Source organism: Actinoplanes sp. NPDC051388 (assembly GCF_055586225.1).
Genome location: NZ_JBVJIP010000002.1, coordinates 131,464 through 154,621, shown reverse-complemented (window position 1 = coordinate 154,621; position 23,158 = coordinate 131,464). Strand labels below are relative to the sequence as shown.

At 70.4% G+C, this 23,158-nt stretch carries 19 protein-coding genes and 1 tRNA gene; 11 read left to right on the top strand and 9 right to left on the bottom strand.

The genetic code is table 11. The features are described from left to right. Position 1: 1 nt before the first annotated feature. On the bottom strand, positions 2-1,405 hold the full coding sequence (locus tag ACZ6TI_RS04945; protein WP_465343677.1) for a Hansenula MRAKII killer toxin-resistant protein 1: 1,404 nt from the start codon (positions 1,403-1,405) through the stop codon (positions 2-4). Positions 1,406-1,520: 115 nt separating this feature from the next. Between ACZ6TI_RS04945 and ACZ6TI_RS04940 the strand changes: the two genes are divergently transcribed. Continuing rightward, the gene (locus ACZ6TI_RS04940; RefSeq protein WP_465343676.1) at positions 1,521-2,258 is read left to right on the top strand and encodes a PASTA domain-containing protein; all 738 of its coding nucleotides are present in this window, start codon (positions 1,521-1,523) and stop codon (positions 2,256-2,258) included. 20 nt (positions 2,259-2,278) lie between these two features. Here ACZ6TI_RS04940 and ACZ6TI_RS04935 read toward each other — a convergent pair whose 3' ends face one another. Continuing rightward, positions 2,279-2,569 carry a hypothetical protein gene (locus ACZ6TI_RS04935; RefSeq protein WP_465343675.1) on the bottom strand — a complete coding sequence of 97 codons (291 nt, stop codon included), beginning with the start codon at positions 2,567-2,569 and terminating at the stop codon, positions 2,279-2,281. A gap of 293 nt (positions 2,570-2,862) precedes the next feature. Between ACZ6TI_RS04935 and ACZ6TI_RS04930 the strand changes: the two genes are divergently transcribed. The 3 genes from ACZ6TI_RS04930 to ACZ6TI_RS04920 all read left to right on the top strand — a co-directional run bounded on the left by ACZ6TI_RS04930 (position 2,863) and on the right by ACZ6TI_RS04920 (position 4,587). Then, positions 2,863-3,744, top strand: a complete 882-nt coding sequence (locus ACZ6TI_RS04930) for a helix-turn-helix domain-containing protein (protein WP_465343674.1) — start codon at positions 2,863-2,865, stop codon at positions 3,742-3,744. Then, on the top strand, positions 3,714-3,932 hold the full coding sequence (locus ACZ6TI_RS04925) for a DUF397 domain-containing protein (protein WP_465344283.1): 219 nt from the start codon (positions 3,714-3,716) through the stop codon (positions 3,930-3,932). Before ACZ6TI_RS04930 ends, ACZ6TI_RS04925 begins: the two co-directional genes overlap by 31 nt. A gap of 184 nt (positions 3,933-4,116) precedes the next feature. Then, entirely contained in the window at positions 4,117-4,587 is a 471-nt protein-coding gene (locus ACZ6TI_RS04920) for a hypothetical protein (protein WP_465343673.1), read from the top strand. 1 nt (position 4,588) lies between these two features. Here ACZ6TI_RS04920 and ACZ6TI_RS04915 read toward each other — a convergent pair whose 3' ends face one another. The 4 genes from ACZ6TI_RS04915 to ACZ6TI_RS04900 all read right to left on the bottom strand — a co-directional run bounded on the left by ACZ6TI_RS04915 (position 4,589) and on the right by ACZ6TI_RS04900 (position 7,717). Continuing rightward, complete coding sequence (locus tag ACZ6TI_RS04915) at positions 4,589-5,191, bottom strand: hypothetical protein (protein WP_465343672.1); 603 nt, start codon at positions 5,189-5,191, stop codon at positions 4,589-4,591. A 221-nt stretch (positions 5,192-5,412) separates the two neighbouring features. After that, entirely contained in the window at positions 5,413-6,219 is an 807-nt protein-coding gene (locus tag ACZ6TI_RS04910; RefSeq protein WP_465343671.1) for a WecB/TagA/CpsF family glycosyltransferase, read from the bottom strand. Next, positions 6,216-7,289, bottom strand: coding sequence for an NAD-dependent epimerase/dehydratase family protein (locus tag ACZ6TI_RS04905; protein ID WP_465343670.1), 1,074 nt, complete (start codon positions 7,287-7,289; stop codon positions 6,216-6,218). Before ACZ6TI_RS04905 ends, ACZ6TI_RS04910 begins: the two co-directional genes overlap by 4 nt. Before the next feature lie 345 nt (positions 7,290-7,634). Next, a tRNA-Leu gene (locus ACZ6TI_RS04900) sits at positions 7,635-7,717 on the bottom strand. Between the two features lie 166 nt (positions 7,718-7,883). On the opposite strand from ACZ6TI_RS04900, the gene ACZ6TI_RS04895 reads away from it, so the two are divergent. The 7 genes from ACZ6TI_RS04895 to pknB all read left to right on the top strand — a co-directional run bounded on the left by ACZ6TI_RS04895 (position 7,884) and on the right by pknB (position 16,740). Continuing rightward, the gene (locus ACZ6TI_RS04895) at positions 7,884-8,678 is read left to right on the top strand and encodes an FhaA domain-containing protein (RefSeq protein ID WP_465343669.1); all 795 of its coding nucleotides are present in this window, start codon (positions 7,884-7,886) and stop codon (positions 8,676-8,678) included. Positions 8,679-8,683: 5 nt separating this feature from the next. Beyond that, on the top strand, positions 8,684-9,166 hold the full coding sequence (locus ACZ6TI_RS04890) for an FHA domain-containing protein FhaB/FipA (protein ID WP_465343668.1): 483 nt from the start codon (positions 8,684-8,686) through the stop codon (positions 9,164-9,166). Then, positions 9,163-10,605: a PP2C family protein-serine/threonine phosphatase gene (locus tag ACZ6TI_RS04885; RefSeq protein ID WP_465343667.1), complete on the top strand. Its 1,443-nt coding sequence runs from the start codon at positions 9,163-9,165 to the stop codon at positions 10,603-10,605. The genes ACZ6TI_RS04890 and ACZ6TI_RS04885 overlap by 4 nt, the downstream gene beginning before the upstream one ends. A gap of 79 nt (positions 10,606-10,684) precedes the next feature. Continuing rightward, the gene (locus ACZ6TI_RS04880) at positions 10,685-12,139 is read left to right on the top strand and encodes an FtsW/RodA/SpoVE family cell cycle protein (RefSeq protein ID WP_465343666.1); all 1,455 of its coding nucleotides are present in this window, start codon (positions 10,685-10,687) and stop codon (positions 12,137-12,139) included. Further along, a complete protein-coding gene (locus tag ACZ6TI_RS04875) occupies positions 12,136-13,638 on the top strand; it encodes a peptidoglycan D,D-transpeptidase FtsI family protein (RefSeq protein ID WP_465343665.1) in 1,503 nt (500 codons plus the stop codon). The genes ACZ6TI_RS04880 and ACZ6TI_RS04875 overlap by 4 nt, the downstream gene beginning before the upstream one ends. A 1-nt stretch (position 13,639) precedes the next feature. Continuing rightward, entirely contained in the window at positions 13,640-14,974 is a 1,335-nt protein-coding gene (locus ACZ6TI_RS04870) for a serine/threonine-protein kinase (protein WP_465343664.1), read from the top strand. Beyond that, complete coding sequence (gene pknB, locus ACZ6TI_RS04865) at positions 14,971-16,740, top strand: Stk1 family PASTA domain-containing Ser/Thr kinase (RefSeq protein WP_465343663.1); 1,770 nt, start codon at positions 14,971-14,973, stop codon at positions 16,738-16,740. The genes ACZ6TI_RS04870 and pknB overlap by 4 nt, the downstream gene beginning before the upstream one ends. Here the strand turns inward: pknB and ACZ6TI_RS04860 are convergent, their stop codons facing one another. From ACZ6TI_RS04860 to ACZ6TI_RS04850, 3 genes are read right to left on the bottom strand one after another with little or no spacing between them, the layout of a single operon-like run. Continuing rightward, positions 16,741-17,391: an aminodeoxychorismate/anthranilate synthase component II gene (locus ACZ6TI_RS04860; RefSeq protein WP_465343662.1), complete on the bottom strand. Its 651-nt coding sequence runs from the start codon at positions 17,389-17,391 to the stop codon at positions 16,741-16,743. 4 nt (positions 17,392-17,395) lie between these two features. Continuing rightward, on the bottom strand, positions 17,396-17,686 hold the full coding sequence (locus ACZ6TI_RS04855) for a hypothetical protein (RefSeq protein ID WP_465343661.1): 291 nt from the start codon (positions 17,684-17,686) through the stop codon (positions 17,396-17,398). An 8-nt stretch (positions 17,687-17,694) separates the two neighbouring features. After that, positions 17,695-22,911, bottom strand: coding sequence for a class E sortase (locus tag ACZ6TI_RS04850; RefSeq protein WP_465343660.1), 5,217 nt, complete (start codon positions 22,909-22,911; stop codon positions 17,695-17,697). Positions 22,912-23,158: the final 247 nt, after the last annotated feature.

Genomic DNA, 23,158 nt, shown 5'->3' with positions numbered 1-23,158 from the left:
CCTATTTCTCCGGCGGGCGAGGTGGGTTGATCTTCGCGACCGGCGGGGCCGAGGGCGGCGCGGCCACGGTCGACTTGCGTGGCGCCTCGAGCTCGGCGGTCTGCTCGTCGTCGCGCGAGGACTGAGCTGCGGGTTTGTCACGACGCAGGCGGCTCGCGATGGACGGCTTGACCTCTTTCGGCGCCGCCGCGGCGGCCGGCTTGGCCGCGGCCTTCGCCGATTGCTCGGCTCTCGGAGCCTGCGCCGGCCGACCCGGCGAATCGGCTCGCGCCGCCGACTCCGACCGAGTCGCCGAGTCCGTTCGCGTTGGGGACTCCGGTTGCTTTGGGGACTCCGGTTGCGTGCGCGATGCTGCTCGCGTGGACGACTCCGATCTGGCCGGGGACTCTGCTCGCGTGGGCTGCTCGGCCCGGGGACGCGGCGTCTTGGCCGGGCGGACCGCGCCCAGCTCCTGGGTGGGCTCCTCGTCGTCGCTCTCGCGGACGTGGGCGGTGCCGGTCGCGGCCGGTGGCGCCGGCCGATGGTGGTCGTCCTTCGCGCGCTGCTCGGCGCGCTGGCCGGTGGTCACCACCAGCGCGGAGCCGGCCAGGCCGGCGAGCACGGCATAGGGCGCGATGAGGTACGCCGACTGCAGCTGCCCGATCGCACCGGTGAGCTGCGGCGCCAGCAACAGGAAAGCGGCCGCCACCAGCACCGGGCCGACCGCGCCGGACGCCGCCGTGCCCACCCCGAGGTTGCCGCGCCGGGCCGCCGGCCAGGCCGCGATCACGCCCAGCAGGAAGGCCGCGAACACCGTGATCAGCGCGCTCGGCCAATAGATCGTGCCGTACCGCTGGTCGTCACCGAGCGGCGCGAACTGCCAGCTCGTGAGGTATGTCGCCGCGGGACGGCCGCCGGTCAGCTCCACCACGATCGCGGTCGCGGCGAGCGCCCAGAGATAGGCCGAAGTGGCGATCAGGTTGGCCGCGACCGGGCCGGAGACGACCGCCCAGTAGGCGATCACGATGCCCAGGGCGATGCCGATCAGCGCGTACACCGCGGCGGTGGTCTGTGGAGGAAGCGTGTCCGTGCGTACCGCGGACCGGGCCGGCAGCGCGACCAACGCGACCGTCAGCAGCGCACCGAGGCCCGCGCAGAAGGCGAGCGCGAACCGCAAGGGCCCGGAGGGCCGAGCCGTCGGACCACCGCGCAGGGCGGCCGCGATCATCGCGCCGAACACCGTCGAGCTGGCGGCGATCCACGTCGCCCAGCCGAGACTGCCCAGCCAGACGCTGTCATCGGGGGCCGGCGTGACCGGCCAGACCACGACGCCGAGACCGTAACCGAGACCCAGCTGAGCGGCGCCCGTCGCGGCTGCCACTCCGGCCGCGGCGGCCACCTGTGTCGTCCAACCCTTCTCGGCCATGCGCGGCACTGTAGCGAACGTTGAATGTCCTGCGCTCGTCTCGATTGTCGGCGCTCGTCCCACAGGCCTCTCAAGATTCGATACGTTGACCAGGGCGCGCAGAGAGGAATCGCGGATGTCCGACGAGACGCGACAGTTCTCGCCCTTCGACGATGACGATGACGACCGCACCCAGGTGCAGCCGAATCACCCGGACGATGCCACCGCGGTGACGCCGCGGCCGGACTCGACCTCCGTCATGCCGCAGCGGGACTGGGCGGCAGACGATGCCGCGTGGGCCGGCCGCGCCGAGGTGCGGGCGCCGCGGCCCAGCCGGGAGGACTGGTCGACCTCGGCGTGGGATGACGACGGACCGCCGCCGCCCGGTCAGCCGCGCGGCAAGTGGTGGATGCCGATCCTGCTGGGCATCGTCGGCCTGGTGCTGCTCGGCGCGCTGGGCTGGGGGATCTATCTGATCGCCAACGCCGAGGACACCGGCGGGGAGACCACGCCGACCGCCTCCGTGCCGCCGCCGGCCGCGACGACCCAGGCCGAGACCACCCCGCCGACCACGGCTCCGACCACGACGCCGCCGACCACGCCGTCCACCACCCAGCCGGCGGAGACCGCGGTGACCGTTCCGGCGCTGGTCGGGTTGTCGCAGCAGGAGGCACAGCAGGCGCTCGATCGGAGCGGCCTGACCTATCGCCTGATCTTCCGCAACTCGGACTCGCCGGCCGGCACGGTGATCGACAGCGACCCGGCCGAGGGTCAGGAGGTGCCGTCGGACACGCAGGTCACGCTGGTCATCGCGACGCAGCGCACGACGGCGCCGACCTCGAGCCCGCCCACCGGGCAGGCCGAGGAGGACTGACTCTCAGCGTGCGGTGCGTCTCAGCGTGCGGTGCGGACTCGGAGGGGGCCGGTGTTCTGGCCCGGAGTCCGGCTGTTGCGGGTCCGGGGGTCTGGCGCCTTGCCGACTTGGCGAAGCCCACTGACCTGCACAAAGATGGACCGCCGCTCAACCGCGTCCCCGCCGGAGTTGAGCTCGTAGCCATCCAGCCAGACCCAGCCGTCGTAGGTCGGCCAGTCGTGCACCCGAATCACGCGGAACAGCATCGGCGCCGCGAACTGGACGCTGGCAGCCTTCGTCACGTGTATGACATCGCCGGACCGAGGAAGCACGTCATCTCCTGTCCTGTAACTCGTCGCGGGGTGGACGGTTAGTTTTGCCGCAGGTTGACCGGCGATGCTCCAGTGTGCCCGGTTCGTGAGCCTTGGCATTCTCCACGATGGACATTGGGGCTTAGAGGGGTCCGGTTGCATGTCCTGATCACTAACGAACAATAAGTGACCTGGGCCATACCGAAGAGATTGCACTACCTTCCGTATTGATGCAAGTTGCATGTCAGCCGTCCGTGATTGTTTGATCACGGTCACGGGTTGAACCGGCTATTGATCAACGGGAGACTGGGCTGGTGAATGCCCGTCGAAGCCCCGCGATCCGCCGCCGCCGACTGGGCGCGGAACTGCGACGATATCGCGAGACGGCCGGCGTCACGATAGAGGTGGTGGCCGACCGGCTGGGGTTTTCTCCCTCGAAGGTGTCACGCATGGAAACTGGACATAATGGTGCAAGTCCGCGCGATGTGGCCGACATGCTGTCGCTTTATCGAGTGGATAGCCGCGAGGCGGCGGACCTTGTCCAGATTGCCCGTGAAGCGCGACAAAAGGGGTGGTGGCACCCGTATAGCGCGGTGTTGGTCGGTGACTATGTGGGGCTCGAGGCGGCCGCCCGGGCAATACGTGCATATGAGCAACAGGTGATTCCGGGATTGTTGCAAAGCGAGGATTACGCCCTTGCGATGATTCGGGCCGCCCGATCGAGTGACAGTCCTCGAGAAATCGATCGGCGCGTGCATGTGCGACTCGCCCGGCAGTCTTTATTGATTCAGGACGATCCCATTGATCTGCATGTGGTGCTCGACGAGGCGGTGCTGAGCCGGCCGGTCGGCAGCGATGCGGTAATGCGTGATCAATTTCTGCGCCTGGTCGAGGCGCAACAACTGCCCAACGTCACCCTGCAGGTGCTGCCGTTCGCGGCCGGCGCGCACGCCGCGATGGACGGCGCCTTCGCGATCCTGGACTTCCCCGATTCGGCGGATGCGGACGTGGTGTACGCCGAGAACGCCACCGGAGGGCTTTTCCTGGAGAAGAAGCACGAGTTGAGGAAGTACTACTCGATCTTCGACGCCATCTCGTCGACGTCGCTCACCGCCGAGGACTCGACGAGGATGATCGAGAGGCTGGTAGAGGAGCCATTGTGGAGATCACGACCAAGGGATTCAGGCTCGACCTGAACGACGCACAGTGGTTCAAGAGCACGCAGAGCGGCCCCAACTGCGACAACTGCGTCGAGGTCGCGTTCGTCGGCGAGGCGATCGCGGTCCGCGACTCGAAGAACCCCACCGGACCCGCATTGATCTTTACCGCCGCGGAATGGGACGCGTTCGTCGGCGGCGCCAAGGACGGCGAGTTCGATCTCTGAGCGCTGGTGACCGGCTCTCCTGGCGCGCTGCGGGAGAGCCCGTCACCATGTCCATTTGTCCTATTTGCCGTCGCCCGGACGGACCCGTCTCGTTGAACCGGTAAGCGCGGGCCGGACCGCGCCTTGACCACTTCAGGCGAGGCACTCCCTCGTCTTGATCATCAGGCGAGGCAAGGCGAAGACGATGAACGAGAACCTCAGCAACGGGTCGGCGACGGCGCAGGATCGGTTCAGTGGCGGGGTGAGCGCGTACCGGCAGAATCGCCGGGAGGCATCGCTGTCCCCGGACAACGACGGCGAGCTGGTGACCCGCCGGGACGGCACGCCGCTGCCCACCCGTTCACCGGGCCTGACCCAGGGGCTGGAGCCGACCAGCGCGCTGGACCGGGCCGCCAAGCTCCCGTCGCTGGACCTGCAGGGGCTGACCGAGCCGGTCTTCTCGCCGTCCAGCTGGAGCGATGCCGTTCCGGAGTCCGCGCCCGCGGCGATCACCTCGTCGGCCGCCTCGATGGCCGATCACCCGCTGCTGCGCGGGCTGCTGCTGGAACTGCCGACCCGCGGCACGATGCCGCCGTCGGACTGGCTGGACCGCTGGTTCGAAGCGGCCCGGTCCATCCTCGAGCTGCTCTATGTGCAGGAAGCCCGGAAGAAGTAGCTCAGGGGACCAGCTGCTTGGGCAGGCGCTTCAGCGGAGCGATCGCGCCGACGCTGAGACGGTTGTGCCGCATCGCGTGCCGGATGCCGATGGCCACCACCGCGAGGCCGGCGACGGTGATCGCGATGCCGGCCACGGCCGCGCCGGGCACCTCGACGATGCCGGCCGCGATCGGCAGTCCGACCAGCGCGGCCAGGCCGGTGACCTGAAGCGGCGCGGCGACCAGCGGGTGTGCGGCGGCGGCGATCAGGCCGGGCGGGACCGGCGCCCGCGGTGCGGTCGCAAAGGCCCCGGCGCCCTGCCGGACCTGGGCGAGGCGGCGCCGGGTCGTGAAGAGCACAACCGATCCGGGTACGGCCGCCAGCAGCGCCGCCGTGGGCGCGGCGGACCGGCCGGACAACATGCTGGTGACCACGGGCACCGCCAGGAAGGCGATCAGCCCGGCGCCGACCAGAGTGGACAGCAGCGTCGCCCGGCGGCGCAACTCGGCGGCCGTGCGCGCGGTGGGGAGCGCGTCGGCCAGCAGTCCGGCGGTGAGCCAGACGGCGGCGAGGCTGCCGATGAGGGCGATGTCCGCGGTGGTGTTCACATCGACAGACTTCACCCACCGCGCAACCCGCATAACCGGGATATCACCGGACCGGCACCCCTAGGGGCCCTCCTCGCTACGCGTTGTGCGCACGTGACTACCTTGCGCGCTCATTCGTCCGGGCGAAGTGGACAATCACCCTTGTTGTGCCGTGACCAGCGCCCTAATGTCAGGTCACGGACTCGACCTGGGGAGGTCGGCCGGGGTCTCCTCGTGAGGCCCCGGCACTCCGTCTTTCAGACCGCGAACGTCTCGACCGGGTCCGAGGTCGGTGGCGGTGGGGTCGCCTTCCACAGCCCGGAGCGCTGGGCGGCCAGACGGGCGACGTAGTTCGGGTTGAGCAGGATGTAACGCCGCCACAGGCGCTTGGGCTCGAGGCCCAGCCGCCACAGCCACTCGAGAGCGTATTTCTGCATCCACGCCGGCGGGTTCTTCAGCAGGCCGGCGTGATAGTCGAAGGCGGCGCCGACGGCCAGCAGCGGCATGTCGAGCAGCGGCCGCATCGCGTAGGTGAAGACCTCCTGGCGCGGACAGCCCAGGCCGACCAGCACCAGCCGGGCGCCCGAGGCCTTGATCCGCTCGGCGATCTCGGCGGGCTCGCCTGGCTGCGACTTGCGGAACTTGGACGCCTCGACCCCGGCGATCTTCAGCGCGGGGAACATCCCCTCCAGCGCCGGGACCAGCTTGTCCAGGACCGGCTGCGTCGAGCCGTAGAGGTAGACCGGCAGGCCCTCGGCGGCGGCCTCGCGCACGACGCGCAGAGTGAGCTCGGGGCCGTAGACACGGTCGGTGAGGCCGGCGCCGTAGAGCATGTTGAGCGCGCCGCGGACCGGCTGGCCGTCGGGCGTGGCGAGGTCGAACGAGTTGAGGCGGGCGTTGTGCGCCCGGTCCTGGACGCCGGTCATCACGCCGTGCACGGCAAGGGCGGTCACCGCGAAGGGACGGCGCTCGCGGGCCGCCTCCATGATCTGTGCGGTGGCGGCCTCGTAGTCGATGATGTCGACCTGGACGCCCAGCACGTTTCCCTTGCCTTTTGCGATCATGCGCCGGGAGCCCACCTGTCGACGTTGGCCTCGTACATCTCCTGCAGGATCATCGGCACGTCGTAGACCTGCTTCCAGTCCGGGTAGTCGGCCTGGAAGGCGGCGTTCGAGCCGATCCACCACTTGTGGTCGCCGACCCGGTTGTCCTCGACGTATTCCGTGATCATCTCGTGACCGGTGATCTTTTCGGCCAGCGCGAACGCCTCCAGGTGCGAGGAGTTGGAGAACCGCCCGCCGCCGAGGTTGTAGACGGCGCCCGAGCGCGGGTTGCGGAAGAAGGCCTCGAACGCGGTCAGCACGTCGTGGCTGTGGATCGAGTCGCGGACCATTTTGCCCTTGTAGCCGAAGATCGAGTATTTCCGGCGCTCCATGTTGCAGCGCATCACGTAGCCCAGGTAGCCGTGCAGCTCGGTGGCCGAGTGCGCCGGCCCGGTCAGGGTGCCGCCCCGGAAGAGAGCGGTCTTCATGCCGAAGTAGCGGCCGTATTCCTGCACCATCACGTCGGCGGCCACCTTGGACGCGCCGAAGACCGAGTGCAGGCACTGATCGATCGACATGTCCTCGGTGATGCCCTGGTAATACTCGTGCTCTTCCGGAAGCTCCCAGCGGGTCTCCTGCTCGACCAGCGGCAGCGAGTTGGGCCGGTCGCCGTAGACCTTGTTCGTCGAGCAGTGGATGACGGCGGCCTCGATCGCGTGATCACGCACGTTCTGCAACACGTTGAGCGTGCCGGTGGCGTTCACGTCGAAGTCGGTGAAGGGGTCGCGGACGGCCCAGTCGTGCGACGGCTGGGCGGCGGTGTGGATGACCACGGCCAGGTCCTTGCCGTACCGCTGGAAGATTTTGGCGAGCGCGTCCCGGTCCCGGATGTCGATGCCGTGGTGCGAGTACCGGTCACCCAGGTCGTCGCTCAGCTTGCGCACGTTCCAGGCGGTGGAGGCCTCCGGCCCGAAGAACTCCTGCCGCATGTCGTTGTCGATGCCCACGACATCGAGCCCGAGCCCGGCGAAGTGCCGAACCGCCTCAGACCCGATCAGCCCACCGGACCCGGTAACCAGCGCGACAGCCACGAAAACCCCAAACCTAGGCACCAAAACCGCCGCGAGCATACCCGTAGACCACACACCCCAGACGAGGGCGACAAGCAGCCGGGCCCACGAGGAAATTACGTCCGCGAGGGAAGAATCACTCACCGGTGCTCACGGCGTACCCAGAAGGGCCAGAAAGAAAGTCACCCAACCGTGACCACCGGTTCGGGGGGCAAGCGAAGCGAGCCGCCAGACCACCGACCCCGGCGGCAGACCACCTGGCGCGCCCATCGCAACGCGGGGCTTCCGGGGGCTCGGCCCCCGGAGCAGATATGACGAGGCGGCGAAGGTGAGCGCTTTTCGCGAACACACTTCGCCGCCGACTCGTGGGGATGGGGGGAGTTGAACCCCCACGTCCTTTCGGACACACGGACCTGAACCGTGCGCGTCTGCCATTCCGCCACATCCCCGTGACGCGTTGCGAGCCAGGACAGATTACGCTGTCCCAGTCACGTCCTAGAGCATAGAAGCCCCGCGACGCCGGAAACATTAGCACGGCGCCGGGGGCCGTTATACGAGGGTCAGAAGTGCCGGTCGCTCTTCGCAGAGATGCGCAAGCGGCGGCCGGATACCATCATGTCCTCGGAACCCGAGGAGGAGCCGGTGAGCGTGCTGCAGCGCTTCGAGAAGCGGTTGGAAGGCCTGGTCGAGGGGGCCTTCGCGAAGGTGTTCAAGGGTGTCGTGCACCCAGTCGAGATTCTTAACGCCATGCAGCGGGAGGCCGAGGCGCACAAAGCCATCCTTGCGGGTGGCCGGACGCTGGTGCCGAACCGTTACGTGATCGATCTGTCACCGTACGATCACAGCCGGTTGGCGCCCTATGCCGCCGCGCTGGCGCAGGAGCTGGCGCAGTCCCAGGCCGAGTTCATCGGTGAGCAGGCCTGGACTGTCTATGGCGACGTCATCGTCGAGATCGAGCGCGGCGACGGGCTCGACACCGGCATGTTCCGGGTCACCGCGGAGGTCTACACCGGCGGCGAGGTCGCCCCGGTGCAGCAGCCCGCATATGACGCCGGACCGCAATACTCGCCCTACGACCAGCAGCAGGGCGGTTATCAGCAGCACGGTGGTGGCGGCGGGCACAACGGGCGCAACGTGGGCCTGGTGTCGGGCGACGGCCGCACCTACCCGCTGCAGATGGGCTCGACCGTGATCGGTCGTGGCGACCAGGCCAACCTGCGTCTGCCGGACGTCGGCATCTCCCGCCGGCACGCCCGGCTGGACTACGACGGCAGCCAGGTCGTGCTGACCGACCTCGGGTCGACGAACGGCACGATGGTCAACGGCCAGCGGGTCTCGGCCGTGGCTCTCAACCCGGGCGACATGATCCAGCTGGGCACGACCACGTTGACGTTCCGAGTGGACGGCTAGGCACCTTGCCCGAATTCGTACTGACCGTCGCCCGGTTCGGCTTCCTCATCCTCCTGTGGATCTTCGTGTTCACGGTGGTCGGGGTCATCCGCCGGGACCTCTTCGCCGGAGTCCGGTCCAAAAGCATCGTCGCCAGCCCTCGGGGGGTGGGCGGTGCGGTGATGCCGGGCCGGCCGGCGAAGGCGAAACGCGGTAAGGCGGCACGACAGCTCGTGGTGACCGCCGGTCAGTTGGCCGGCACCCGCATCACTCTCGGTGAGGCGCACATCACGATCGGTCGCGCCGAGGACTCGACGCTGGTCATCACCGATGACTACGCGTCGGCCCGGCACGCCCGCCTGGTCCCGCGCGACGGCCAGTGGTTCGTCGAGGACCTCGGCTCGACGAACGGGACCTATCTCGATCGGGGTAAGGTCTCCGGGCCCACTCCCGTCCCCCTTGGCGTGCCGATCCGGATCGGCCGCACTTCCCTCGAGTTACGGCCATGACTCTGACCCTGCGCTACGCCGCTCAAAGCGACCGCGGTCTGATCCGAGACGGAAACCAAGACTCCGTCTACGCCGGACCGCGGCTCCTTGCTGTCGCCGACGGCATGGGCGGGATGGCCGCCGGTGACGTCGCCAGCAACATCGTCATCGCCGCGATGGCTCCGCTCGACGAGGACGTCCCCGGTGACGCGCTGGTGGACGCGCTGCGGCACGCCGTCGGCAACGCCAACCAGACGTTGCGCGACACGGTTGACGCCAACCCTCACCTTGAGGGCATGGGCACCACTCTCACCGCGGTGCTCTTCTCGGGCAGCAAGATCGGCATGGTGCACATCGGCGACTCCCGGGCGTACATGTTGCGCCAGGGTGAGTTCGCGCAGATCACCAAGGACGACACGTACGTGCAGATGCTGGTCGACGAGGGCCGGATCAGCCCCGAGGAGGCCAGCAGCCACCCACAGCGCTCGCTGCTCACCCGGGCGCTGGACGGGCGCGACATCGACCCGGAGTACTCGGTCCGCCAGGTCCTCAAGGGCGACCGCTATCTGATCTGCAGCGACGGTCTGTCCGGCGTGGTCAGCTCGGAGACCATCGGCGACAGCATGCGCGACATCCCCGACCCGCAGGTCTGCGTGGAGCGCCTCGTGCAGCTCGCGTTGCGCGGCGGCGGGCCGGACAACATCACCGTGGTGATCGCGGACGCGACCGACGCGGACATCATGGAGCAGGCGCCGATCGTCGGTGGCGCGGCGGCCCGTGACCGGGGCAACGCAACGGTGGCGGACGCCTCCAGCGCCGCCGCCCGGGCAGCCGCCCTGCAGGGCCCGCCGCGGCCGCCGCAGCCGGACGGCGCGGCCTATGAGACCCAGGAGCCGGAGCCGAAACGGCATCCGGTGCGCACCAGCCTGCTTCTGCTCGTGCTCCTCGCCATGCTCGGCGGCGGGCTCTATCTGGGCTGGCAATACACGCAGAAGCAGTACTACGTGGGCGCGACCGATTCCGGTCAGCTCGCGATCTTCCGCGGCGTGCCGGGTGAGGTCGCCGGGCTCGACCTGTCGAGCGTCAACGAGACCAGCGACGCGCGCCTGGACGACCTGACCACCACCGCGCAGGACCGGGTCAAGCAGGGCATCCAGGCCGAGAACCGGCCGGACGCCCAGCGCCGGCTCGCCGAGCTGACCATGGACGCGCCGACCAACCCCAACCTCAAGCCGGTGTGCGCGCCGGTCCTGCCGAACCCGTCCCTTTCGGGTGGACCTTCGGCCGGCGCCTCGGCGACACCCTCAGCCGTGCCCTCCACGGCCGGAGAATCCTCCGCAGCAGGCCGGAGCAACGCCCCCTCGGCGCCGGCCTCCGCGCCCGTCACCACTCCGGACGCTCCGCCCTCCGACGCTGCGCCGCCGGTCATCGATCCGGTCGGTTGTCGGCCGGTCGACTGAGCTTCCGCTCAACACGTCTGGGGACTGCTTCTTGACCGCGCCCGCCGTACCGGCTCCCACACCCGCTTCCACGGGTGAGATGCCGCGTATCCCGGGGCTGAAGACCCACCGCAACGCCGAACTGGCGCTGCTCGCCTTCGCGATGATCCTGGTCGCGGTCTACGGCGCGACGGTGGAGGCCAACCAGTTCGACCGGGTCACGCCCACCTTCTGGGTGCCGGCCGCGCTGCTCAGCGTGCTGTTCCTCAGCCTGCATCTGGTGGTTCGCTTCGTCGCGCCCTATGCGGACCCGGTGCTGATCCCGGCGGTCGCGCTGGTCAACGGCCTGGGCGTCGGCTTCCTGCGGCGGCTGGACATCGCCAAGGCGATCTCCGACAAGGCCCCCGAGCCGGGCATCTTCGCCGGCACCGGTGGCCGCCAGCTGGCTTGGACGCTGGCCTCGCTGATCCTGGCGGCGGTGCTGCTCGTGGTGATCCGCGATCACAAGCAGGTCTCGCGGTACGCGTACACGCTGGGCCTGGTCGGCATCGTGCTCGTGATGATCCCCGCCGTGCTGCCCAGCAGCCTGTCCGAGATCAACGGCGCGAAGCTGTGGATCCGGATCGGCTCGTTCTCGATCCAGCCCGGTGAGTTCGCCAAGCTCGCGCTGGTCTCGTTCTTCGCGTACTACCTGGTCCGCAAGCGCGAGGTGCTGTCGCTGGCCAGCAAGCGTTTCCTGGGCATCGACTTCCCGCGTGGCCGCGACCTCGGCCCGGTGGTCACCGTCTGGCTGCTCAGCCTCCTGGTGCTGGTCTTCGAAAAGGACCTGGGCACCGCCCTGCTCTATTTCGGTCTGTTCGTGGTGACGCTCTACGTGGCGACCGAGCGGGCCAGCTGGCTGATCATCGGCCTGCTGATGTTCTTCGGCGGGGTCTACATCGCCTACCTGCTCGGCGCATCCGTCGGCGGTCCGTTCGCGAACTTCTACGACCGCGCCGAGGTCTGGCTCGACCCGTTCGCGTCCGCGAACTACGACCGGGTCGGCGGCAGCTACCAGCTGGTCCAGGGTCTGCTCGGGCTGGGCACCGGCGGCCTGTTCGGCACCGGGCCGGGGGCCGGCTCGCCGGGCTTCGTGCCCGAGGTGCGCACCGACTTCATCTTCGCCGGGCTCGGCGAGGAGATCGGTCTGTTCGGCCTGTCCGCCCTGCTGGTGGTCTATGTGCTGATCGTCGAGCGGGGCCTGCGTGCGGCTATCGCGGTGCGCGACTCGTTCGGCAAGCTGGTCGCCGGTGGCCTCGCGTTCACGCTGGGCTTGCAGGTCTTCGTCATCGTTGGTGGCATCACCGGGTTGATCCCGCTGACCGGGCAGACAACGCCGTTCCTGTCCGCAGGTGGCTCATCCCTCATGGCGAACTGGCTTCTCATCGCCATGCTGCTCCGAATCTCGGATGCGGGGAGACGCCCGGCGGCGGGCGGCCCGCACGAACGCACGGCCGGTCCGAAGCAACCGCCGGCTCAGCTGCACGGCGCCATGACGGAGGTGATCAAGCCGTGAATGCTCCACTGCGTAAGGCCGGCGTGGTCATCCTCGTCCTGTTCGGGCTGCTCTTCGCCAACCTCAACTGGGTGCAGGGCTACAAGGCCGACGAATATCGCACGAGCGACTACAACCGCCGCGTCACGGTGGCTGAGTACGAACGCCCGCGCGGCATCATCGAGGCCGACGGCCAGCCGCTGGCGGAGAACAGGGCGACCGACGGAGTCCTGAAATACCAGCGGGTCTACCCCGACAAGGAGCTCTACGCGCCGATCATCGGCTACAAGCCGGTGAGCAACGCGGAGACCGGCATCGAGCGCAGCGAGGACGAGTTCCTGGCCGGCACCAGCAACAAGCTGATCGCCGACCGGTTGAGCGACATGTTCACCGGCGACACCACCGGCGGCGGCAACGTCGTGCTGACGCTGAGCACCCGGGCCCAGGAAGTGGCCTGGAAAGAGATTACCGAGAACGAGCGTGGCGTGAAGAAGGGCGCGGCGGTCGCGATCGACCCGCGCACCGGCGCGATCCAGGCCCTGGTCTCGATGCCGAGCTACGACCCCAACCCGCTGGCCAGCCACGACGAGAAGACGTTCGCGGCGGCGTTCAAGAAGCTGAACGACGACAAGAGCAAGCCGCTGCTCAACCGGGCCACCGGCGACACGCTGCCGCCCGGCTCCACGATGAAGGTGATCATCGCGGCCGCGGCGCTGCAGGCCGGGAAGAACCAGCAGAGCGAGATCCAGGCGGGCCCGACCTACACCCCGCCGGGCAGCGGCACGCCGATCCGCAACGCCGAGGACGAGGTCTGCCCGGGCGGCCAGATCGACCTGAAGGAAGCCCTCACCGAGAGCTGCAACACCGGCTTCGCGCGCCTCGGCGTCGAGCTCGGCCGCGACCGGGTGATCAAGGCGGCGCAGGCGTTCGGCTTCGGCCAGAAGGACCTGACCGTCGGCAACCTGGACGGCACCGGGCTGGTCGTCGCGGCGAGCGAGACCGGCGCGATGGCCAACGCGGACGGCAGCACCGACCAGGCCGCGCTGGCCCAGTCCTCGATCGGGCAGCGGGACGTGCGGATGACGCCGCTGCAGGGCGCGCTGATCGCCGCCACGGTGGCGAACGGCGGCAAGCAGATGCGGCCATACCTGGTGCAGCAGCTGCTCGACTCCGAGCGCCGGCCGATCTACACGGCCAGTGGCAAGGTGCTGCGCACGCCGATCGACGGTCAGGTCTCCAACGACCTGCGCGAGATGATGGTCAGCGTCGTCGAGAACGGCACCGGACGGAGCGCGAAGATCAGCGGTTTCGAGGTGGGCGGCAAGACCGGCACGGCGCAGAACGCCGAGGGCGCCGACCCGCATGGGTGGTTTGTCGGGTTCGCCTACAACGAGAAGGGCGAGGCCGTCTCCGCGGTGTGCGTCATGCTGGAGAACGTGCCCGGTGGACATGCCAGCGCCGAGGCGGCCCGGATCTCCGGGCTCATCATGCGGGCCGCGGCCGGCCGGGGAGGGGACTGAGATGATCAGCCCTGGGGTCACCCTCGGTGGGCGCTACCGCCTGGAGGACCGCATCGCCGGCGGCGGCATGGGCGACGTGTGGCGCGGCACCGACGAGGTGCTGGGCCGGACCGTCGCGGTCAAGATCCTGCTGCCCGCGCTGCTCGACGAGCCCGGCTTCGCCGAGCGGTTCCGCGGCGAGGCGCGCACCATGGCGACCATCAATCACCCCGGCGTCGTGGACGTCTACGACTACGGCAGCGACCAGCAGCTCGCCTTCCTGGTGATGGAGTACGTCGAGGGTGACGCCCTGTCCCGCACGCTGAGCCGGGTCGGCCGGCTCACCCCGGCCCGCACCATGGCGCTGGTCGCGCAGGCCGCGGACGCCCTGCAGGCCGCACACGCCAACGGGATCGTGCACCGAGACGTCAAACCCGGCAATCTTCTGGTACGCCCGAACGGCACGCTGGTGCTGACCGACTTCGGCATCGCCCGTTCCGCCCTGGTCGGCCAGCTCACGGTGGCCGGCTCGGTGCTCGGCACGGCGTCCTACATCTCACCCGAGCAGGCCTCCGGCGCGGTCGCCACCGCCGCCTCCGACGTCTACGCGCTGGGCGTCGTGGCCTATCAATGCCTGTCCGGGCACCGCCCGTTCGACGGCGCCACGCCGATCGAGATCGCCATGAAGCATGTGCGCGACAACCCGCGTCCGCTCCCGGCCGACATCCCGCCGGCGGTCCGGCAGATCGTCGACCGGGCGATGGCCAAGGACCCGTCGGCCCGCTGGCCCACCGCGGCCGCCATGGCCGGTGTCGCCCGCCAGGCCGCATCGTCGCTGACCACGGCCCACCAGCCCCCGATCAACGGCGCCGGCCCGTCGGTGCCGCGCCCGCAGTCCGGCGGCCCGTCGATGCCGCGACCCCATTCGGGCGCGCCGGCGATGCAGGGCCGGCCGCCATACCCGCCGGTGCCGCGTCCGGTCTCGGGCGGTCAGGCGCGGGGGGCCGCCTCGGTGCCCCCGGCGCAGCAGCCGTATCGTCACCCGTCGGTGCCGCCGGGACCGCCGATGGGGCCGCGCAAGCAGATGGCGCCCCCGCCGGAGACCTCCGGCGGACGTCAGGTTCTGATCGTGCTCGCCGTGGTGCTGGCACTGTTGGTGTTGTTGTGTGCAGGGGTCATCTCGTTCCTGTTGAAGCAGGGTGGCTCGACTGCCCTGGGCGGTTCCGCGGGGAAAGCAGCGGTCGTCCGCACGGGCGTGGTCGGCGAGGGAACGCCGGCGACGTCGTACCGTCTTAGAGAGCGGGCTGCCGATCAGCGGCGCCTGGAGACCGCGAGCGAAGGACGACAGACGCTATGACGGCGCAGGCCCGCCTGCTCGGTGGCAGGTATCAGGTCGGCGAGTTGCTCGGCTACGGCGGCATGGCCGAGGTGCACAAGGGCCGCGATCTGCGGCTCGGCCGCGACGTGGCGATCAAGATGCTGCGCACCGACCTGGCCCGCGACGCCACCTTCCAGGAGCGATTCCGCCGCGAGGCGCAAAACTCGGCGGCGCTGAACCACCCCGCCATCGTCGCCGTCTACGACACCGGCGAGGAGCTCTCGTCCACCAACGAGAAGCTGCCGTTCATCGTGATGGAGTACGTGAGTGGGCGCACCCTCAAGGAGGTGCTCGCCCAGGAGCAGCGCATCCAGCCGCGTCGCGCCCTCGAGATGATCGCCGACATCTGCGCCGCGCTGGAGTTCAGCCACCGGCACGGCATCATCCACCGTGACATCAAGCCCGGCAACGTGATGGTCACCCCGAACGGCCAGGTCAAGGTCATGGACTTCGGCATCGCCCGGGCCCTGGCCAGCGGCGCGACCACCATGACGCAGACCAGCGCGGTGATCGGCACGGCGCAATATCTGTCGCCGGAGCAGGCGCGCGGCGAGTCGGTGGACGCCCGCTCGGACGTCTACGCGGCCGGGTGCGTGCTCTTCGAGCTCCTGGTCGGTCACCCGCCGTTCGTCGGCGACAGCCCGGTCAGTGTGGCCTACCAGCACGTACGCGAAGACCCGAAGGCGCCCAGCGACATCAACCGCGAGGTCCCGCCGGACGTCGACGCGATCGTGCTGAAGGCGCTCGCGAAGAACCCGCTGAACCGTTACCAGAGCGCCCAGGAGATGCGGGCCGACGCCCTGCGCGCGGTCGCCGGCCGCCCGGTCCTGGCCACCCCGGTGATGACCGAGGCCGACACCATGGCGATGGGCGGCCCGATGCGCCAGCCGGCCGCCACCACCCAGATCAACCGCCCGGTCCCGGGCATGCCGCCGCGCCCGCCGCAGCGCAAGTCGTCGTCCTGGGTGATGGCCGTGCTGGCCGCTCTCGGCGTGCTCGCGGTGGTCGCGCTCGGCGTCGGGCTGGCTCTGTCCCGCAACAACGACCCGGAGACCCCGCCGCCGACCGCGCAGGCCGCGGTGCCGAGTCTGAACGGTCTGACCGAGGACGAGGCCAAGGACAAACTGACCCAGGCGAAGTTCACCACGTTCGCGGCCGGCGACCCGGTCACCACCGACGACTGCCCGGACACGCCCACCGTGGCCAAGCAGGATCCGCCTGCGAACGAGCGGGTTCCCGTCGACCAGGCGATCAGCTACTCGCTCTGCAAGGCGCCGGACAAGGTCACGGTGCCCAACCTGGTCGGCAGCACCCGCGGCGCGGCCGAGTCCGCGCTCACCGAGCTCAAGCTCAAGGTCGACTTCGATGAGGTCGACAGTGACAAGCCGGAAGACCAGGTGCTCGAGGTCGAGAAGGCCGGCGACCAGGTCAACCCGGGCACCACGATCACGGTGAAGGTGTCGCGCGGCAACCAGGTCGTGGTGCCGAACGTGGTGGGTCGCACCGAGGACGCGGCTCGGGCGGTGCTGAGCAACCAGGGCTTCAACGTGAGCGTCGAGACGGTGCAGGCCGATGGCACCCCGGGCACGGTCGCCGATCAGGATCCGAAGGCGAAGCAGAAGGCGAAGCGCGGCGCGAAGGTGACGATCTTCGTGATCGCCGAGCCCGACCCGGATCCGAACCCGACGACGGGCGACCCGACCGATGACCCGACTCCGCCGACCGGCGGCGGGATCCTCAACTAGCTAGCTGGTCGCGAACGCCGCGCGCCGCCGGGACTCGACCTCGGCGGCCAGCGCGGGCGCCTTCTCCAGCGCCTCCGGCAGGCCGCAGGTGGCCAGCCAATTCGCCAGCATGGTGTGGCCGCCCTCGGTGAGCACCGACTCGGGGTGGAACTGCACGCCCTCGACCGGCAGCTCCCGGTGCCGCATCGCCATCACGATGCCGCTGTCGGTCTGCCCGGTCACCTCGATCTCGGCGGGCAGCGTCTCGGGCAGCACCGCCAGCGAGTGGTAGCGGGTCGCGGTGAACGGATCGGGCAGCCCGGCCAGCACCCCGACGCCCTTGTGGTGCACCTCGGACGTCTTGCCGTGCAGCAGCTCGGGCGCGCGCTCGACGGTGCCGCCGAAGACCGCCCCGATCGCCTGATGTCCCAGGCACACACCGAAGAGCGGGACCTTTCCGGCGTACGCCCGGATCACGTCCATCATGATCCCGGCGCGGTCCGGCGTGCCCGGCCCGGGAGACAGCAGCACCCCGGCGGCGCCGAACCCGCCGACCTCCTCGACGGAGATCTCGTCGTTGCGGCGGACCTCGCATTCGGCGCCCAGCTGGCCCAGGTATTGCACCAGGTTGAAGACGAACGAGTCGTAGTTGTCGATCACCAGGATGCGCACGATGTCACCGGCCCGCGGTTCCGGAGGGATGGGGAGCGTTCGACTCTTCGCTGTACGGGAGCTCGTCCGGCGCGCCTTCCTCGCCGGGGATCACCGCGTCCGGGTTCTGCTGGCCGGGCCCCTGTTGCTGCTCGGTGCCGGTGCCCACCTGCACGTCGTCGAACGGCAGCAGCGGAGTCGCCCAGGGGAACACCACGTACCAGAGCAGCGCGCCGACCGCCGCGATCAGGACGATCGATCCGCTCAGCTTGCCGGCCAGGCCGAAGGGCAGCTTGCGCCAGATCCAGGCGTACATGAAATCTCTCAGCCCTTCTTCAGCACAGCCGGCATGCCGGCGTCGGGCAGGGTCTGGTCGCGGACGACCGTCTCGGCCAGCTCCGCGTGAATGATCAGCCGCTCGTAGTTGTTGAACTTCGGGTTACAGGTGGTCAGCGTCAGCATCTTCTTGGTCGCCTTGGCCTTCGGCTTCCCCGGCACCGGCGCGACCACCTCGACGGCGCTCGGCAGCACGACCTCGTTGCCGGTCACCTTGTAGATGAACCAGTTGTTCCGGGTCTCGACGCCGATCACGTCGCCCGTCTTCAACTCGTCCAGCCGCCAGAAGATCTTCCGGATCCGGTGGCCGGCCACCGAGAAGTTGCCCACCTGCCCCGGCAGAGCGGTCTGCGGGTAGTGCCCCGGCGCATAGCGGATGTCCTGCGGCCGGACGCCGTTGACGACCACCCACTCCTTGTCCAGCTTCGGGATGTACAGCCGCCCGATCAGGTTCTTGCCCGGCGCGGCAGGCCCCGCCGGAGCGCTCGGCCCCACCGTCGGGTCGGCCCACTCCTGCGCCAGAGAGTCGTCCAGGCTGTTCTGCTCGTCCTGCACCGCCGCCGAGTTGCCGAACACCTCGTACCCGGCGAACAGCAGCACGACCAGCCCAAACGTGATCATCAGCTCGCCGGTGACCCGGATGCCGGCGCGGATGCGGGAGCCCAGCGTCGGCCGGGTCAACTCGGAGTACACGCTCTTGTAACCGTTGTCTGTCTGTTCAGGACGCAGCTTGACGATCTTTTCGCCCCTTTTCGGGGTGATCTCTTCCGCGTCGGTGGTCGGTTCGGACGGGTTGGCGGCGGCTTCCGCGACCGCAGCCATGGGTGCGGCCCCGACGGCCACATCGCCGTCGGAGACAGGCCGCTGCGCGGTCGAGCCCGGCAGCTTGGGTGCGGGCTCAGCCGGGCGATCCAGGTCGATCACCGCGGGGAGCAATCCGGTCGGGGCATCAGCGGTACGAATGACAGCAGTGCGCTCGGGATCCTGCCCCACAGCCGGCCCGCCGCCGACGCCCTTGCCGTTCTTGCCCTGCTTGCCGCCTCGGCCCGCGCCCTTGGCCGGGCCGTTGGCGTTGCTCTGATGCCCCGTGGCGCCCTGGTTGGACCCGCTGGTCCCGCTGGTCGCGCCGGCCGAACCGCCGATCACGGGCACGTTGCCACCGACGACCGGCACCACTCCACCAGAGGCCGAGCCACCGGCGCGGCCGCCAGGGCCGTCGAAGGCCGAGCCACCGGCGCGGCCGCCAGGGCCGTCGAAGGCCGAGCCACCGGCGCGGCCGCCAGGGCCGTCGAAGGCCGAGCCACCAGCACGGCTGCCGGGGCCGTCGAGGGCCGAGCCACCCTGCCCAGTTCCGTCGGCGCCAGGCTCGCCCCGGCCGGCGCCACCTGCGCCTTGCCCACGCCTTCCAGAACCAGGTCCTCCGGCGACGGGTCCGTTCGCGCCGGGTGCACCTGCCCGAGGGTCGTCCGAGCCGGGCCTTCGCAGAGCAGCGCCGCCGACAGCAGCACCGCCCACGGCAGCGCCGCCCACGGGTGCACCGCCAACAGCGGTCCCGCCGACAGGGGCGCCGCCAACCGTCGCGCTGCCTGCGGCCGGTCCGCCCTGGCCGAGCCCGGCTTCCCCCCGCGGGCCAGCAGATGGGTCTTCCGAGTAAGGACCGCGGCGCCTCGCAAAGCCGCCGACGGGCGCACCCCCAGTCGGGTCGACGTGGCCGAATTCGCCGCCATCAGATCGGCCGTTAGATGGGTCTTCCGAATTGGCCCCGTGGCGCGCGGCAACGCCGCCCGTGGGCGCGTTGCCTACAGCCGCGCCCCCGACATTGCCCGCAGCCGCTTCGCTGTGACTGAATTGCCCAGAGTCCGATCGGCCTGAGTCTGATCGGCCAACACGTGGGTCTTCCGAGTAAGTCCCGCGGCGCATGGCGCCGCCGATTGCCGGCTCGTCCACTGCCGCCCCGCCGCCGCCCGCCGGGCCGCTGACGACCGTGTCGCCTGGAGATGCATCGCTCAGGTCTGCGCCTCTGACCGCCGGGCCGCCAGTTGCCGGGCCGCCGACAGCGGCGCCTCCATGGCTGCCCGCGCCCGGTCCAAACTGGCTCGTCGCCGGTCCGAACTGGCCCTGCCCGCCGGAACCCGGTCCACCCTCAAACGAGTTACTCGACCCGCGCATGGCCGCGCCGCCGCGAGCAGCGTTGTTGTTCGGACCGTATTGGTCGTCGAAGCCGCCGCCGAGCGAAGCGCCACTGATCGGCGGCCCGCTTACCGCGCCGTCACGCCTGGCTCCGCCATTCCCAGCCGGGCCGCCGGCGAAGTCGCCGCCCACAGCGGCCGCACCGCGCGGAGCCGAGCCGCCGACCGCTGCGCTGCCCGCGGCCCCCATGGCCGGACCGCGCATGGCAGCACCACCAGCCGCAGACCCACCGAAGCCTCCGCCTCGGGTCGAGCTGCCGGTCAGACCGTAGCCGTCGTCGTGGGGCCTACCGACCGAAGCGCTGCCCGTCGGTGCGCCGCCCACGGCCGTGCCGCCTCTGGCGTCATCGCCGCCGGCGTGGCCGTTGCGGAATTCGCCGCCGAGGGCTAAGTCGCCCGCTGCGGGTCCGCCGTAGGTGTCGCCGGAGTTTTGGTTTGAGCCATAGCCGTTGCCGTAGGGGATGCCGACTGAGGCGCTGCCTGTCGGTGGTCCGCCCACGACGGCGCTGCCCCTGGTGTTGTCCTGTTCAGGGCGGCCATCGGCGCCGAAAGTTGAGCCGCGGCCGGCTCCGTTCATGGCTTCGTTGCCGGCTGCGGACCTCGCGCTGCGGAGGTTACCGAAGGCTCCGTCCGGCTCGTGTGAGCCGAAGGCTTCGCCTTGGTGAATCGGGCCGGGACGGTTGTCGAAGGAACTGCCGGCCGCCGGCCCGCCACCGTGGGCTTCGCGATCTCCGGCCGGGGCGCCGGGGTAGGTGCCGCCGGTCGCCGCGCGGTCTCCGGGGCTGGCCATCGGGTCGGCGGAGGTGCCGTGCTGGTCGTCGCCGTCCGCGAAGTGATTCGGCTGGCCGGCAGTTCGGCCCGTGAAGCCGTCGGCCCAGTCTTCGTCGTCGCCGCCGTTGCGAAGGCTGGCGAGCCAGTCGTCACCTTCGCCGTCGTCCGGGCCGTCGCCCCACCCGGCGCGGTCCCCGCGTCCGCCGAACCCTCGGCCGCCATCCGGGTCTGGCTGGTTGCCACCCCGCCGGAAGGACAGGCCGCGCCGGCCGCCACGGTCCGCGGGTTCGTCAGCACTCTGCCCGGCGTCCGAGCCGCCGGGTTGGCCATAGGTCGGAGCGTTTCGGCCGCCGCGATCCGCCGGCTGGTCACGCCCAGCTGCGCCGTAGGTCGCGGCGCTGTGGTCATTGCCTGACTCGCGCTGGTCGCCGTGGACCGGTCGGCCGTATTCGTCGGACCTGGTCTGATCCGGCCCGAAGGCCGGGCTGCGCCGGGTGCCATAGTCGCCGCCGCCGGGCTGCCCCGGGTAGTCCGAGCCGGGGCCGAAATCCGAACCGACAGGTTCGCGATAGGCCTCGCCGTGCTGGTCCTGGCCACGCACCGGCATCGCATTGGGACCGCGGCGGCCGTCATTTTCCGCGCCGCCCGTCGGGAAGGCCGACCGCGGATCCGGGCCGCCATATCGGCCGGCCGCTGGTGGTTCCGTTTGGCCGCTCGGGCTGCCGTAGGCCGCGCCGCGGTGGTCGGCGACCGGCCCGGATGCGGCGCCACGTCGGGCCTGGTACTCCTCGCCGCCCTGCCGGTCCTGGCCGAACGGCTGCCGCCGATCGTCCGGTGCCGCGGATGGACTCCAGCCGTTCTCGTAGCCGCGTGCATCTGTTGCGCCGCGCCGGTCATCCGCGCCAACGGCCGCGGATCCGCCGCGGATCGCGAACGAACCGCTATCCACACCCTGGCCTGCGACGACGCCGGACGGTCCGGGCGGCACCGGTACGCCGGCCGAAGCACGGCCGGGCGTTGCCGGGCGCATGTTCGGGACGCCCGCGCTTCTGGACGCCGGTGTCGTTGCTCGTCCGTAGTTCCCATTGGCGTCCGGCACGTCCGCGGACTGCGTCGCCGGGCGCATGGCCGGCACTCCGCCTCCGGCGTGCGGTTCGTCTGCCGCCGAGAAGAAGTCGAATTCGGACTCGCCGGCCGCGACCGAACCGCCGGGCGCGAATGGCCGGCCACCCGGCTCCTCGCGGAAGACGATCGGCCCGCCCGCGACACCGCCGTCCGCGGCCCACTCGGCGTCGCGGCCGTCACCGACCATCGGCCAGTTACCGTCCCGCTCGCCGGCGCCGCCGGAGGCCCGTCGTCCGCCGTCGCGCGGGCTCCCGGCTTGCGGCAGGCCCAACCCGTTCTCGTCCGGCCCAAACCCGTGCGCGGCAGCCGCCCGCCGCCCGCCGACCGGCCAGCCGTCAATGCCCGTGTCATAGCCGGCGGACCCGTTGCCGCTCAGAGGGTTACCGGTCCGGCCGCCCTGTCCGTCGCCGTTCCCGACCGGCGCCCGACCGCCACGTCCACCGGCGGCCCAACCGTCCACGCCCTGGTCATAATCGGTCTGTCCATCACGACCGTCCGCTGTGCGCCCGTAGGCTTGGTCGCCATCGCCGGTGCCGTCCGGCACTTGCTCGCCGCGCCCGCGCCGCCCGACCGCCCAACCGTCGATGCGGCCGTCGTTCTGGACCGGTCCGCGGTCACCGCGACCGTCAGCGACCCAGCGGTTGCCAGCGAGTTCTTGGTTCTCACGGTTGGTGTGCGGGTGCGCTGCCTCGCGGTCCGAGCCGTCGTCGGCGCCGCCCGCGGACCAGCTCGCGCTGACCGGCTCATCCGGCGACCAGCCGCGGCCACCGGCACTGGGACCGTCCCCGCGGCGGCCGCCGACATACCGATCGTCATCGCCACCAGAATCCCGCCCACGGCCGCCTGCCGCCGGGCCGTCGTCGCCGCGGGAGTCGCTTTCCGACCAGCCGCCCCCGCCAGGAGAGTCTCCGCCGGAGGCGCTGTTCACCGGTGCGGTCGCGGGTCCGAGGCTGCCCGGCCATTGCTCGGCGGCCCGGTCATCGGGGCGCCGTCCAGCCGGGTCACCAGCATTGTCGTCACGTCCGAAGCCGTCCGGGTCCTCGAACGGCCAGCCGCGCTGAACACCGGCCCCGGAGTCGGCACCAGAACGCGCCGCGCCAACCCGAGCGCGGCCGTCCACCCCGGCACCACGACCAGAACGTCCACTTTGGTCACGATTCGCGCGCCCACTGCCGGCTCGCGAAGATCCACCGACCTGCCCCGGCCACCGGCTGCCCACGGTGCCACCGGCCGGCGCACGTCCACCGTTGCTCCGGTTGTCGCCGTCGCGGCCCGGAGACCCCCCGTCGCCCTGCACTGCGTCCCGCCCATCCCCGTAGTTCGGTCGGCCGCCGTTGCTGCCCACGGCCTGCGAACGCTGATTCGCC